Genomic DNA, 14,211 nt, shown 5'->3' on the forward strand with positions numbered 1-14,211 from the left:
CCTTGGTTTCATATGATCGCACTCTTGACTATCGGGTGAATCGACCGTAGCAAGGTGGATCACTTCTGATGAGCGCTTTGAGAAGCCCATCGCATCGTCGGCGGCGGGCGCGGGAGTGCGGACCGGAGGTCAGGACAGTTGCGAGGCCGCGGCGCGATCGAGGAACCACACCGTGTTCTCGACCCCGTGAGCGCCGGCGCACGGCCAGTCCTCGCGCGCGGCGCCGGACGCCGCCGCGGCGACCGCCTCCGCCTTCTCGGCGCCCGAGACGAGGAACCAGACCTCGCGGGAGGCGTTGATGACCGGGAAGGTCAGTGTGATGCGGCGAGGCGGCGCCTTGGGGGAGTCGGTGACCGCGACGACCGGACGCGAGTCCTCCGCGGTCGCCGCGCTATGCGGGAACAGGGAGTTGACGTGCCCCTCACCGCCCATGCCGAGCAGATGGATGTCGAAGACGGTCCCGGAACCCAGGCGGCGAGCGTAGTCGGCGGCCGCGGCGTCGATGTCGTCGCCGAACTCGCCGTCGGAGGGCGCCGCCACGTGGACCCGCGCGGCCTCGACCGGCACGTGGTCGAGCAGTGCCTCACGCGCCTGCAGCGAGTTCCGCTCCGGATCCTCGGCGGGGACGAAACGTTCGTCACCCCAGTACAGTTCGATGCGGGACCAGTCGAGGGCGCGGGGGTGGCGGGCGAGCTCGCGCAGCAGTGCGATTCCGTTGCTGCCGCCGGTGAGCGCGACCGTCGCGACCCCGCGGGCGTCCTGCGCCGCGGTCACCGTCGCGATGAACCGTGCGGCGGCCGTCGCCACGAGTTCGGCCGACGAATCGAAGACCAGGTGCTCCACCGGGGCGCTCATCGGGCCGGCTCCGCCGTCGTGCCACCCGCTGTCGCCCGGTCCTCATGGGTGACGCCGGACAGTCCCTGCAGCGCCAGCTCGTACACCTCGTCGGCGTCCAGGCTGCGGAGTTCCTCGGCCAGGCATTCGGCGGTGGTCCGGCGAGCGAAGGCCGACCGTCCGTCCGGGTGGCCGGAGCTGCGGATGATGCTTCCGTCCGGTCCCTGACTCATCGACAGTTCTCCCCCGGTGTGGACCAGGGTCACCGACATGTCGCCGACGGCGCGCACCACCGGGACGCCGAGTTCGGCGGCGAGCCACCCGGCGAACAGATCGAGTCCCGTGACATCGTGCGGTCCCACCACTCGGGCACGGAGGATCTCGTTGTGCGGGGGACGGTCCAGTGCGGACACCAGCATCGCTCGCCACTGGGTGATGGCCGACCACGCGAGATCGGTGTCGCCCGGTGAGTAGCCGATCCGGCGAGCGCCCAGAAATGCGCCGGGGTCGTCGGTGAGGCGGCCGTCGGTGATCCGTCGCGAGGCGAGCCGTCCCAGCTTGTCGTCGGCGGGCCGCGCGGGAGCCCGGCTCGGCCACCAGGTCACGACGGGGGTGTCGGGAAGCAGGAAGGGGGTCACGGTGGCGTGCGGATGATCGGCGAGCGAACCGTGGAGGTGGAGCACCACCACCTCCGACGCTCCGGCGTCGCCGCCGACGCGGATCTGCGCATCCAGCCGCGTCGGTCCCGAGCGGTCGTGGCGCACCACCATGATGACGCGGCACGGATGCTCGCGGCTGGCGCGGTTCGACGCCTCGACGGCGTCCTCCGCATCGTCGTCGGCGTCGAGGTCGATGACGAGCGTCAGGACGCGACCGAGCGTCACAGCGCCCCCGGTGCGCCGCATCTGGACGAGCTTCTTGCTGGTCTCGAGGGTCGAGGTGTCGGGGAGATCGACGATCACGGGCGCCTCCAGGCTCGTCCGGTGCGGTTCATCATCTCGTCGGCCGAGGCCGGCCCCCAGGTGCCCGAGTCGTATTCGTCGGGTGTACCGGACCGGGCCCAGTCCTCGAGTACGGGGTCGAGGATCTGCCAGCTGAGCTCCACCTCTTGCGCCACCGGGAACAGGGACGGTTCGCCGAGCAGCACGTCGAGCAGGAGCCGTTCGTAGGCCTCCGGCGACGACACGGTGAACGCGCCGCCGTACGAGAAGTCCATGTTGACGTCGCGGACCTCCATGCTCGTGCCCGGCACCTTGGACCCGAATCGCAGGGTGACGCCTTCGTCGGGCTGCACTCGGATCACCAGGGCGTTCTGGCCGAGTTCGGCGGTCATCGTGTCGTCGAAGGGCAGGTGCGGCGCTCTCTTGAAGACGATCGCGATCTCGGTGACCCGCCTTCCCAGCCGCTTGCCGGTGCGGAGGTAGAAGGGCACGCCGGCCCAGCGCCGCGTGTCGACCTCCAACGCGATCGCGGCGAAGGTCTCGGTGGTGGAGTCGGGGGAGAAACCCTCCTCGTCCTTCAGCCCGACCACGGGTTCGGAGCCCTGCCATCCCGGACCGTACTGTCCCCGCGCCGAGTTCTCGTCGATCGGGGTGATGTTGCGCGTCGCCGAGAGGACCTTGATCTTCTCCGACTGCAGATGCTGCGGCGAGAACGACACCGGCTCCTCCATGGCGACCAGCGCCAACAGTTGCAGGAGGTGGTTCTGGATCACATCGCGGGCCGCGCCGATGCCGTCGTAGTAGCCGGCCCGGCCGCCGAGTCCGATGTCCTCGGCCATCGTGATCTGCACGTGGTCCACGTAGTGCGAGCTCCACAGCGGGTCGAACAGCTGGTTGGCGAATCGCAGGGCCAGGATGTTCTGAACGGTCTCCTTGCCGAGGTAGTGGTCGATGCGGAACACCGACTCCTCGGGGAAGACGCTGCCCACGAGGGCGTTCAGTTCCCGGGCGCTGTCGAGGTCGTGGCCGAAGGGCTTCTCGATGACGACTCTCCGCCAGCTGTCGCCGTCCTGGTCGGCCATCCCCGTGCGCCGCAGTTGGCTCAGGACCACAGGGAACGCCTTCGGCGGGATCGACAGATAGTAGGCGTGGTTGCCGTCGGTCCCGCGTTCCCGGTCCAGATCGGCGAGCGTCTGCTGCAGAGCGGCGAAGGCGTCGTCGTCCTCGAAGGTGCCCGCGACGAAACGGATGCCCTCGGCGAGCCGATCCCACACCTCCTGTCGGAAGCCGGTGCGGCTGCCCGCCTCCACCGCCTCCCGAACCACGTCGGCGAAGTCTTCGTGCTCCCAGTCGCGCCTCGCGAAGCCGACGAGCGCGAAGCTCGGCGGAAGCAGACCCCGATTGGCGAGATCGTAGATCGCCGGCATGAGCTTGCGGCGCGCGAGGTCGCCGGTGACTCCGAAGATCACCAGGGCGGACGGCCCGGCGATCCTCGGCAGCCGCGTGTCATGCGGATCGCGAAGCGGGTTCTTCCACGGCTTGTCGACCGCACGTCCCATATCGCTCTGGCCTCTCGTATCGTCCGGGCGTCGTGTCGGCTAGCGCTGCGCGGCGTCGAGCTGCGTCCGGGTGGCCTCGAGGAGGTCGTTCCAGGCGTCCTCGAACTTGCTGACCCCCTCGGCCTCCAATACTGCGAAGACGTCGGGCAGATCGACTCCCACGCGAGTGAGTGAGTCGAACACCTCCTGGGACGCCTCGGCCCGGCCGAGGATCGAGTCGGTGTCGACCCACCCGTGGTCGGCGAAGGCGTTCAGAGTCTTCACCGGAACCGTGTTGACCGTGTTCGGCGCCACCAGTTCGCTCACGTACAGGGTGTCCGGGTACTGGGCGTTCTTGGTCCCGGTGGACGCCCACAGCGGGCGCTGGGGCAGCGCCCCGTGCGCTTGGAGATCGGGGAAGCGGATCCCGGTCTCGAACACTTCGCGGTAGGCGGCGTAGGCAAGGCGGGCGTTCGCGAGACCGGCCTTGCCTCGCAGCTCGAGCGCTTCGGGCGTTCCGATGGCGTCGAGGCGCTTGTCGATCTCGGAGTCGACGCGGGAGACGAAGAACGAGGCGACCGACTCGATCTTGGCGGCGTCGTGGCCGTTGCGGAGTGCGGCGTCGAGCCCGTCGAGGTACGCGTCCATCACTGCGCGGTAGCGGTCCACCGAGAAGATCAGGGTCACGTTGACGCTGATGCCCTCGGCGATCACCCGGGTGATCGCCGGCAGCCCGGCCTCGGTGGCCGGGATCTTGATGAACAGATTCGGGCGGTCGACGATCTTCCACAGCTCGATCGCCTGCGCCACGGTCTCGTCGGTCTTGTTCGCCAGTCGCGGATCCACCTCGATGGAGACGCGGCCGTCGTGGCCGTCGGTGTCGACGAAGACCTGCTGCAGGACGTCACACGCCGCACGGACGTCGTCGGTGGTGATGGCGGTGACGGCCGCATCGACGTCGGCGCCCACCGACGCGAGATCCTTGACCTGAGCCGCGTAGCTCTCGGATTTTGAGATCGAGTTCTGGAAGATCGCGGGATTGGTGGTGACGCCGACGACCGAGTGAGTGTCGATCTCATCCTGAAGAGCGCCCGAGGCGATCAGGTCGCGGGACAGGTCGTCGAGCCAGACGGACACGCCGGCCTCCGAGAGGGCGGCGAGGTTCTTGTTCTGAGACATGGGGATGACTCCTGTTCTCCGGATCGGGTCGGATGTCGTGTTGCGGTGGTTTCGACTCGCTGCGCTCGCTCGACCGCAGGAGGTCAGCGGTTGAGCACGCGGCGGGCGGCGGCCGCGACGGCGTCGGCGGTGATGCCGAACTCGTCGTACAGCTTCTGGTACGGAGCCGAAGCGCCGAAGTGCTCCAGCGAGACGATCTCGCCGCCCGCGACGATCGCATGCCACGGCATGGCGATGCCGGCTTCCACGGCGACGCGCGGAATGCCGGTCGGCAGCACCGACTCGCGGTAATCGTCGTCCTGCTCGGCGAACCACTCCAGCGACGGCATCGAGACCACGCGTGCGCCGATGCCCTCGGCGGCGAGCGTCTGCGCCGCCTGCACCGCCAGCGACACCTCCGAGCCGGTGCCGATCAGCACCACCTCGAAGGTCCCGTCGGCGTCGGACAGGACGTAGCCGCCGCGGGCGACTCCTTCGAAGCTGGTGCCTTCCAGGACCGGCACGTTCTGGCGGGTCAGGGCCAGCCCGACCGGCCGGTGACGGCGAGTCAGCAGATGCCGCCACGCGTGAGCGGTCTCATTGGCGTCGGCGGGACGGACCACGTCCAGGTGGGGAATCGCGCGCAGCGCGGCGAGATGTTCCACCGGCTGGTGGGTGGGACCGTCCTCGCCGAGGCCGATCGAGTCGTGGGTCCACACGTAGATCGGGTCGATCTCCATCAGCGCGGCCAGACGCACCGCGGGCCGCATGTAGTCGGAGAACTGCAGGAAGGTTCCGCCGTACGCGCGCGTCGGGCCGTGCAGGACGATGCCTGACAGGATCGATCCCATCGCGTGCTCGCGGATGCCGAAGTGCAGGGTCCGGCCGTACGGATCGGCCTTCCAGGTCCCGGTGCTGATGGTTTCGGGACCGAACGAGACGGCACCGTCCATCGTGGTGTTGTTGGAGCCGGCGAGGTCGGCCGATCCGCCCCACAGCTCGGGCAGGACGGGCGCGAGCGCCGAGAGGACCTTGCCCGAGGCCGAGCGGGTCGCCACATCCTTGTCGCCGATCTCCCAGGACGGCAGCACGTCGGTCCAGCCCTCGGGCAGCGCATGCGCGGCCAGCCGGTCGAACAGCTCCTTGCGCTGGGGGTTCTCGGCGGCCCAGACGTCGAAGCCCTCCTGCCACGCGGCTCGCTCGGCGGCGGCCCGAGCCTGCAGCGACCGGGTGTGCCCGAGCACGGCCGGGTCGACGTCGAAGCTCTTGGCCGGGTCGAATCCGAGGATCTCCTTGGTCGCGGCGACCTCGTCCGCGCCCAGGGCCGAGCCGTGCGAGGCGCCGGTGTTCATCTTGTTGGGGGCCGGCCAGGCGATGATGGTGCGCAGGCAGATGATCGACGGCTTGTCGGTGACGGCCTTCGCGTTCTCGATCGCCTCTTCGATCGCGACGATGTTCTCGCCGCCCTCGACGATCTGGACGTGCCAGCCGTACGCCTCGTAACGCTTGGCGGTGTCCTCCGAGAGCGCGATGCTGGTGTCGTCCTCGATCGAGATGTGGTTCTGGTCGTAGAAGACGACGAGGTTCCCGAGTTCCTGCGTACCCGCGAGGGAACTGGCCTCGGAGGTGACGCCCTCTTCGATGTCGCCGTCCGAGGCGATCACGTACACGTGATGATCGAACGGGCTCTGGCCCGCCGGTGCGTCGGGATTGAACAGGCCGCGCTCGCGCCGGGCCGCCATGGCCATGCCGACCGCCGACGCGAGTCCCTGTCCGAGCGGGCCGGTGGTGATCTCCACACCCTTGGTGTGGCGGAACTCGGGGTGGCCGGGCGTCAGCGAGCCCCAGGTGCGCAGCGCCTCCAGATCGCCCAGTTCGAGGCCGAAACCACCGAGATACAGCTGGATGTACTGGGTGAGGCTCGAGTGGCCGCACGAGAGGACGAACCGGTCGCGTCCCACCCAGGCCGGATCGGACGGATCGTGGCGCATCACGCGCTGATACAGGGTGTACGCCAGCGGTGCCAGACTCATCGCCGTGCCGGGGTGGCCGCTGCCGCACTTCTGTACCGCGTCCGCGGCCAGAATGCGAGCCGTGTCCACGGCCTTGGTGTCCAGGTCGCTCCAGTCGGCGGGGTGAACCTGCTGGGTGAGCTCGCGGATCTCGTCGGTAATCGCCACGGTGGTGGAGTCTCCTGTGCCTTGTCGTGGGTGCTCGGACGCAATGGTGATTTCCAGCCTAGCGGTCCGCCGCACGCTCGCGCGCGACTGGCTGGGGACTTTCCGGTGTGATGGACCACCTTCGGCGGGCGCGGTCGCAAGGATTGGGTGCGAGTGTGATCTGGGCAGTGCGGATTCTGTTATGAGAGACCTCCGGGTCTACCATCGGTTGTAGTAGCCCGTCGGTGTGCCCAGTGTCGCGTACAGACCGTCGCCCGGATCCGTCGTGGACGGATCGCGCGGCGCGATGACGCCGGGTCTTATGTGAGGAGCATCTGTGAGTATTGGGGAAAGCGCGGACACCGACGCCTCCTCGACCTCGATGTCTACCGAGAACCCGGCCGGGAACGCCGGCCTCGGTGCGCGTGCGTGGGGCATGGTCCTGGCGTACATCGCGCTGACCAAGCCGCGTGTCATCGAGTTGCTTCTGGTCTCGACCATTCCGGTGATGCTCCAGGCGGAGCGCGGAACGGTCGACATCGGCCTGATCCTGATCACCGTGGTCGGCGGGTGGCTCGGTGCCGCGAGCGCCAACAGCCTGAACATGGTGGCCGACGCCGACATCGATCAGAAGATGAAGCGGACGCAGCGCCGGCCGCTGGCCCGTCACGCGGTGCCGGTGCGCAATGCGCTGATCTTCGGCATCGTCCTGGCGGTCGTGTCGTTCGTCGTGCTCTACTTCGGTACCGCGAACGACGCGGGGGAGCGGTCGTTCCTGCCGTCGATCCTGGTTTTGATCACCATCGGCTTCTACGTCTTCGTCTACACGCTGGTGCTCAAGCGCCGCACGTGGCAGAACGTGATCTGGGGCGGCGCCGCCGGCTGCATGCCCGCACTCGTCGGATGGGCGGCGGTGACGCATTCGCTCAGCTGGCAGCCCTTCGTGCTGTTCCTGGTGGTGTTCTTCTGGACCCCTCCGCACACCTGGGCGCTCGCCATGCGCTATCGCGAGGACTACCGCGCCGCGGGCGTGCCGATGTTCCCGGTCATCGCCAGTGACGAGCGCGTCACCACGCACATGGTGGTGTACACCTGGCTGACCGTCATCACGTCCTTCGTGCTCATCCCGGCCGCGTCGTGGATCTACCTCGTCGTCGCGGTCGCCTCCGGCGTGTGGTTCATCTACATGGTCACCAAGCTCTACGTCGAGACCCGCAAGGGCGTCGAGGTGAAGCCGCTCAAGATCTTCCTGACGTCCAACGAGTACCTGGCGCTGCTGTTCTGCGGCCTCGCTGTCGACGCGGTCATCAACCTGCCGACCGTCGCCAGCTACTTCTGACCGACACTCGCAGTCTCAAGGCGCCCGCAGGTGAAAGAGTGAGGACTGCACGCGGCGTGAAGCAGCCGGGCCCGGCCGTCACGAGGACAGCGCTCGCGGCGGTCGTCGCGACACTGTGCCTGGTGGTCGCGGTCGTCGTCGATCTTCCCGTCACCTCGGTTCTGTTCGCGGTCGCCGGCGCCGGTGTCGCCATCGGGCTGATCGGCTCGCTCCGTCGATACGGCCAGAAGTCCGCCCTGCGCGGTGCCGCGGTGGTCGTGGCGACGGTTCTGCTCGTCGGTCTGCCCACCGTGGCGGTGCTGGCCGATCCCGAGACGGCGAGCGATTCGCATGCCGCCGACGGTGACGCGGTGCTCGAGGGCGGCGGCGATCCCTCGGCAGCGCTGGCGCGCGCTCTGGACCGCGCTGACCGCCTCGTTCCCGGCGGCTCGTCCTCGATCAGGCAGATCAGCATCGACGACGATCGGGAGACGGTGCGCGTGCTCGATCCGCGGACCGGGCGGGAGATCGCCTCGTATCGATCGGGAACATCGTGGAGCGACTCGGATCCGGCGCGCACCGGCGAGCGCACCGTGTTCACCCGCGCCGATGTCGCCCACTTGGACCTGAACGCCGCGGCCGCCCGGGTGAGCGCCGCGCGCCAGAAGATCGGCTATCCGGAGCCGACCTCCAGCGGCGGCATCGAGATCGGCCCGCGCTCGGTCGACGACAAGGTGGTGGCCCGATTCGGCCAGTCCGGCGGGGAGAGCATCGAGACGGATCTGCACGGGCGGGTCGCCGACACCGTCGGCGCCGCGTCCCTGAGTGAGTTCCTCTCGGTGGCCGAGCGCGTGCTGAAGGACGAGGGCATCGATCCCGATGGGGCCGTGCTCCGTTCGATCGCGTACAAGGCCGTCGATGAGGCCGCGCCGTGGATCGGCGTGGCGCACCCCGGTGTCGAGCTGGAACTGGACGGCGGCGGCATCTACCGGATCTGGGTGCAGCCCGGTCGGTTCCCGGAACTGTCCGAGACCGACTCGGCGTCCGACCCCGATGGTTTCTCGCTGACCGGACTGACCGGAGCGACGATGGTGCGGATCCGCGACGACCTGGTGCGCAGACATCGGGTGGCGGCCTACGACCGCGATGCCGTCGGACTCAAGATCGGCGTCGCGCCCGGCGACGACGATCCGGCGGCGGATCGGCTGCCGGTCACGGTGCAGATGCAGGTCGGTCCCGACGCGGTCGGGGCGACGGGCGTCTACTCGCCGAACGGGAAGTTTCTGCGCGAGGGACGCCGCTAGCGAGGGACGCCGCCGCAGAGGCCGGCCCGCACGGGCTCACGCCTCGATCGCGCGCCGGAGCTGCGCGGTCAGCCCGGCCCGGACGCGCTCGGTCTGGGGAACCACACCCCGTTCGGTGAGACGATCGACGGTGGTCAGCACCTGCTGCAGATAGGCCGCGCGTTCCTGGCTCCGGGCCCCGTCCGCGTGGGCGAGCAGCTTCAGCGCGCGTCGGCAGTCGCGGGCGTCGGCGGGGTCGAGGTCGTCGGTCCCGGTACTCCGCGCGAAGCGGTCGGCCGCGGCCCAGGTGCTGCGCAGGTCGGTCACGGCGGCGATGTAGCGCTCACCGGCGGCGTCCCCGGGGAAGCGGTCGGTGCGGAGCTCACCGGCCGTGGCCAGACTGTCGTGGAATGCGATGATCGCGGGCGCCGACAGGTCCCAGAGCCCCGGATACCGCAGGAGCATGGCCGGATCGAGTTCGAAGGAACCGTACGCGCTGAGAACCTCGTCGTGGTGGGCCGCGCTGCGCCGCCAGCGCTCCTCCACCGAGACCGGCGAGGGTGCAGCCGGACGCGCGGTGGCGGCGATCCGGGACGGCATCGGCACCGAGACCGCCAGCAGACCCACGGCCAGTGCGACGGCGAGGGCCACCATCAGTGCCACCGGACCGAAGGGCCGAGACGCCGCCAGCAGAGCGATCGCGGCGACGGCGACCACGGCCCAGCGCAGACCGGCGGCCGGCCCGCCGGCGCTCTTCGCTGCCGGCTCAGTCATCGTCGGCGACAGCGAGCATCGTCGACCCGACCGTGCTTCGGGATTCGAGTGCGCGGTGGGCCTCGGCGGCCTGCTCCAGCGGGAACGACTGTCCGACGGTCACGGTCAGCTCACCGCTAGCGACGGCGTCGAAGAACTGACCGGAACGCCACGCGAACTCGGCGGGGTCGGCGATGAAGTGGGTCAGCGTGGGCCGGGTCACCGACAGTGATCCGGCCGGATTGAGTCGTTGCAGGTCGAACGGGGGCACCGGTCCGCTGGCGGCGCCGAAGAGCACGATGGTGCCGCGGACGGCGGTCGCGGCCAGGGATTGCTCGAAGGTCGCCGCTCCGACGCCGTCGTACACCACCCGCGCCCCGCGCCCGTCGGTGAGATCGCGGACCCGTGCGGCCACGTCGTCGCCGTAGCGCAGGACCTCGGCGGCACCGGCCGCGCGCGAGAGCTGTTCCTTCTCGTCGGAGGAGACCGTGGTGATCACCCGGATGCCCCGCGCGTTCGCCCACTGGGTCAGCAGCAGCCCGATGCCGCCGGCCCCGGCATGCAACAGCACGGTGTCGCCCGCCTCGGGATGTGCGCTGCCGTCGAGCAGATAGTGGACGGTGTTGCCGCGCAGCATCGACGATCCCGCGGCGGCGAGGGAGACGCCGTCGGGTACCGGAAGTGCCCGATCGGCGCGGATACGGACGTACTCGGCGTAGCCGGCCGAGGCGTCGCACCAGGCCACCCGGTCGCCGACGGCACGGTGCTCGACGCCGTCGCCGACGGCGACGATCCGGCCCGCGCCTTCGCTGCCCGGCACGAACGGGGTGGGCGACGGGTACATTCCGGTGCGCAGGTACGTGTCGATGAAGTTCACCCCGGCCGCGGAGACGGCGACCACCACCTCGCCGGGCGCCGGTTCGGGATCGGGGAGATCGACGAGTCGAAGGACTTCCGGACCGCCGTGAGCGGACACTTGGATCGCACGCATGGGTCCATTTTCGCACGCCGCTATACTCGGCAGTCATGAGCGATGACACCGCTGCGTCCACAGCCACTGCTTCCGAATCCGTCGCGGCCGCGCCGAGCGCCGTAGTCTCCGCGATCGGAAAGTTCGTCGCCGCCGAGGGCGGTTCGGCCAAGGCCGTGGTCCAGCCTGCGGGTGCCGCGGGAGTGCGGATCACCCTGGTGGGTGAGGCCGGCGGGATTCTGGGCGATCAGGTGGTCGACAGCGTGCGGACCGCGGACGCGGTCATCGAAGCGGTCGACGGACTCGAGCGCGCGGAGTGGGACCGGGATCTGACCTCGGTCACCGAGGTGAAGCCGTCGCACTGGCGCCAGATGGCCGGTTGGGTGGCCCACCAGTCGCGGTTTCCCAAGGCGCGCAACCGCAAGATCCTCGACTGACGACGTACGCGCACTGCGACACGTGCGCACAGCGCAGAACCCGGCGACCGTACGCGGTCGCCGGGTTCTCGTGTCAGATCCGGCGGATCAGCGGCGCGTCGTCGCGAGCACGAGCTGCGTCGCGCCGATCATGAGCAGAGCGCTGCCGAACATGTGGAGGATGACGAGCACCTCGGGAAGACCGGCCGCGTACTGCACGTAGCCGATGATCCCCTGTACCACGATTACGCCGCCGAAGATCAGTGCGGCGCGGCGCAGCGACGGCACCGCAGCCACCGCCAGGAGGATGAGCGCGGCCGTCAGTCCCACGAGTGTCCAGACGGCGTCCACGTGGAGCTGAGTGGCCTGCGTCGGCTCCAGACCGTTGCGGTGCGCCTTGATGTCGCCCGCGTGCGGTCCGGAACCGGTGACCACCGTGCCGAGATAGATGGTGACCCACGTCAGTGCGTACAGAGCCCAGGCGAGCAGGACTCCGAACCGTCGGAGAACCGCGGATTCGGCATCGGTCGCCCCCGGCTCGCCGGCGTCCGGTCCACGGGCGGCCGACCCGGTGTGCACCACCATCCAGGTGGCCAGCGAGATGATCACCATCGTCGCGAGGAAGTGGAAGGCCACGATCCACGGGTTCAGGTTGGTCAGCACCGTGATGCCGCCGATGATCGCCTGCAGCGGAACACCCATCGCGACCCCGGTGGCCAGCCGCCGCGACAGTCGGTCGACCGGGACGCGCCGCATCGCGGCCACCCAGGTGGCGATCGCGATGACCACGAGCACCCAGGTGAGCATCCGGTTGCCGAACTCGATCAGCCCGTGGATGCCCATCGCGGCGTGCGGTGTCACCGAGCCCGAGGTGCACTGGGGCCACGTGGGACAGCCGAGGCCCGAGTCGGTGACCCGCACCGCGCCGCCGGTCACCACCAGCAGCACGTTGGCGGCGAGGTTGGCGATCGCCCAGTAATAGAGGTATGTCGCGGTCGGCCTCTTGAAGCCGAACCAGGAGTCGATCATTGGAAGCGGAACCACCTAACTGCCAGCGCGCCGCCGATCGCGGCCCACACGATCAGGACACAGAAGCCGAAGACGTCGAACGACGAGTCGAGGGCCCGGGTGAGCGCCTCGGTGAGAGCACCGGAGGGGGAGAGGCGGGCGACAGTCCGCGCCGCGTCGGGCACATGCTGATCGAAGACGACGAGCCCGGCCAGACCGAGCAGGACGAACCAGATCAGGTTGCCGAGGGCGAGTACCACCTCCGCTTTGAGCGTGCCGCCGAGGAGCAGTCCCAGGCTGGCGAACGCGACCGTGCCGACCGCGATCGCCACCGCGCCGAGCAGCAGACCCGCGATGCTCGGCCGCCAGCCGAAGGCCATGCCGATGCCACCGATGATGATCGACTGCAGGACCACCACGATGAGTACCGCGAGTGACTTGCCGGCGATGATGCCCCACCGCGGTATCGGGGTGGCGCCCAGTCGCTTGAGCGCACCGTAGCGGCGGTCGAAGCCGACCGCGATCGCCTGCCCGGTGAAGGCGGTCGACATGATCGCGACCGCCAGGATCGCGGGCACGAAAGTGGCGGCGCGCGCGGCGGGCGTGTCGCCGGCCTCGGTGTCGAGGGGGAGCAGGCTCAGACCGATCAGCATGGTGATCGGGATGAACATCGTCAGCAGCAGCTGTTCGCCGTTGCGGAGCAGCAGAACCAGCTCCATGCGAGTCTGAGCCGCCAGCATCCGGGTGAGCGGAGCGGGCCGCGGACGCGGAGTGAACGTTCCGCTCGGAAAGCGATTGGTCGCGGGTACCTCGGTGCTCATGCGCGCACCTCCCGTCCGGTGAGGCTGAGGAAGACGTCCTGCAGGCTGTTGCTGGCCACGTTGAGCGAGTCGATCAGGATTCCGCGGTCGGCGCAGAACTGTGCGATCGCCGAGACCACGGCGGGCGTGATGTCGCCGGTCACCACATGCTCACCGGTCGGCGAGAGCGTGCAGCGGTAGCCGGCGGGGAGTGCATCCTGGAGCCCGTTCCGGAGTTCGGTCGCGTCGACCCCCGAGACGCTGAGCCGCAGCCGGCGCTCGGCATCGCGCCGGACGAGGTCGGACGGTGTGCCCGCGGCGACGGCGCGCCCGCGGTCGATGATGACGATCTGGTCGGCGAGTTCCTCGGCCTCATCGAGCAGATGCGTGGTCAGCAGAATCGACACCCCGTCGGCGCGGAGTCGGGAGATCAACTCCCACACCATGATTCGCGCGTGTGCGTCGAGGCCGGCGGTGGGCTCGTCGAGGAAGACCAGTTCCGGCCGGCCGACCAGCGCGCACGCCAGCGAGAGTCGCTGCTGCTGGCCGCCGGAGAGGCGGCGGAATCCCGTGTTCGCGACCTCCGTGAGGCCGAGGGCGTCCATCAACCACTCGGGATCGAGGGGATCGGCGCTGTACGCGGCGCAGAGGCGAAGCATCTCCTTGGCCTTCGCCCCCGGATACGCTCCGCCGCCCTGCAGCATCACGCCGATCCGGGTTCGCAGCGCGTCGTTGTCGGCGATGGGATCGAGGCCGAGCACTCGGACCTCGCCCGCGTCCGGCCGGGTGAATCCCTCGCAGATCTCGACGGTGGTGGTCTTACCGGCGCCGTTCGGGCCGAGCAGCGCGAGCAGTTCGCCGCGTGGCAGCCTCAGATCGAGCCCGTCGACGGCGGTCTTGTCCCCGAACTTCTTCACCAGACCCCGGACCAGGAGCGCCGCGTCGCCCGAAGCCGGTCGGTGATCCGGCCCGGTACCGGGCGAAAGAGCTTCATGCACGCCCAACAGCCTAGGCGAGCGACGCAGGTCACCGG

Annotated in this window: 13 protein-coding genes; 3 read left to right on the plus strand and 10 right to left on the minus strand. The window is 69.4% G+C overall.

From position 1 onward, the window contains the following. Nucleotides 1-129 precede the first annotated feature (129 nt). From pgl to tkt, 5 genes are all read right to left on the minus strand, one after another. The gene (gene pgl, locus ACZ5QD_RS05115) at nt 130-855 is read right to left on the minus strand and encodes a 6-phosphogluconolactonase (protein WP_464367146.1); all 726 of its coding nucleotides are present in this window, start codon (nt 853-855) and stop codon (nt 130-132) included. Continuing rightward, nucleotides 852-1,796, minus strand: coding sequence for a glucose-6-phosphate dehydrogenase assembly protein OpcA (locus tag ACZ5QD_RS05120; protein WP_045539959.1), 945 nt, complete (start codon nt 1,794-1,796; stop codon nt 852-854). Before ACZ5QD_RS05120 ends, pgl begins: the two co-directional genes overlap by 4 nt. Continuing rightward, the gene (gene zwf, locus ACZ5QD_RS05125) at nt 1,793-3,334 is read right to left on the minus strand and encodes a glucose-6-phosphate dehydrogenase (protein WP_464367147.1); all 1,542 of its coding nucleotides are present in this window, start codon (nt 3,332-3,334) and stop codon (nt 1,793-1,795) included. The genes ACZ5QD_RS05120 and zwf overlap by 4 nt, the downstream gene beginning before the upstream one ends. A gap of 39 nt (nt 3,335-3,373) precedes the next feature. Further along, nucleotides 3,374-4,492 carry a transaldolase gene (tal, locus tag ACZ5QD_RS05130; protein WP_464367148.1) on the minus strand — a complete coding sequence of 373 codons (1,119 nt, stop codon included), beginning with the start codon at nt 4,490-4,492 and terminating at the stop codon, nt 3,374-3,376. Between the two features lie 83 nt (nt 4,493-4,575). Then, the gene (gene tkt, locus ACZ5QD_RS05135) at nt 4,576-6,651 is read right to left on the minus strand and encodes a transketolase (RefSeq protein ID WP_464367149.1); all 2,076 of its coding nucleotides are present in this window, start codon (nt 6,649-6,651) and stop codon (nt 4,576-4,578) included. Between the two features lie 361 nt (nt 6,652-7,012). Here tkt and ACZ5QD_RS05140 point away from each other — a divergent pair, with 361 nt between their 5' ends. Further along, on the plus strand, nt 7,013-7,969 hold the full coding sequence (locus ACZ5QD_RS05140) for a heme o synthase (RefSeq protein ID WP_464367258.1): 957 nt from the start codon (nt 7,013-7,015) through the stop codon (nt 7,967-7,969). Nucleotides 7,970-8,007: 38 nt separating this feature from the next. Further along, complete coding sequence (locus ACZ5QD_RS05145) at nt 8,008-9,252, plus strand: hypothetical protein (RefSeq protein ID WP_231650313.1); 1,245 nt, start codon at nt 8,008-8,010, stop codon at nt 9,250-9,252. A gap of 36 nt (nt 9,253-9,288) precedes the next feature. On the opposite strand, the gene ACZ5QD_RS05150 is transcribed toward ACZ5QD_RS05145, so the two are convergent. Continuing rightward, complete coding sequence (locus tag ACZ5QD_RS05150; protein WP_006894854.1) at nt 9,289-10,005, minus strand: hypothetical protein; 717 nt, start codon at nt 10,003-10,005, stop codon at nt 9,289-9,291. Next, on the minus strand, nt 9,998-10,975 hold the full coding sequence (locus ACZ5QD_RS05155; protein ID WP_464367150.1) for a quinone oxidoreductase family protein: 978 nt from the start codon (nt 10,973-10,975) through the stop codon (nt 9,998-10,000). Before ACZ5QD_RS05155 ends, ACZ5QD_RS05150 begins: the two co-directional genes overlap by 8 nt. 35 nt (nt 10,976-11,010) lie before the next feature. Between ACZ5QD_RS05155 and ACZ5QD_RS05160 the strand changes: the two genes are divergently transcribed. Continuing rightward, nucleotides 11,011-11,391, plus strand: coding sequence for a hypothetical protein (locus ACZ5QD_RS05160; protein WP_006894856.1), 381 nt, complete (start codon nt 11,011-11,013; stop codon nt 11,389-11,391). An 87-nt stretch (nt 11,392-11,478) separates the two neighbouring features. Here the strand turns inward: ACZ5QD_RS05160 and ACZ5QD_RS05165 are convergent, their stop codons facing one another. Genes ACZ5QD_RS05165 through ACZ5QD_RS05175 form a run of 3 tightly spaced genes read right to left on the minus strand, consistent with a single transcriptional unit; the run spans nt 11,479 to nt 14,176 of the window. Beyond that, nucleotides 11,479-12,399, minus strand: a complete 921-nt coding sequence (locus tag ACZ5QD_RS05165; protein ID WP_006894857.1) for a COX15/CtaA family protein — start codon at nt 12,397-12,399, stop codon at nt 11,479-11,481. Next, nucleotides 12,396-13,199, minus strand: coding sequence for an ABC transporter permease (locus ACZ5QD_RS05170; RefSeq protein ID WP_006894858.1), 804 nt, complete (start codon nt 13,197-13,199; stop codon nt 12,396-12,398). Before ACZ5QD_RS05170 ends, ACZ5QD_RS05165 begins: the two co-directional genes overlap by 4 nt. Next, nucleotides 13,196-14,176, minus strand: a complete 981-nt coding sequence (locus tag ACZ5QD_RS05175) for an ABC transporter ATP-binding protein (RefSeq protein ID WP_045539147.1) — start codon at nt 14,174-14,176, stop codon at nt 13,196-13,198. The genes ACZ5QD_RS05170 and ACZ5QD_RS05175 overlap by 4 nt, the downstream gene beginning before the upstream one ends. Between the last annotated feature and the right edge of the window lie 35 nt (nt 14,177-14,211).

The sequence above is a fragment of the Gordonia sp. J1A genome (assembly GCF_055393515.1).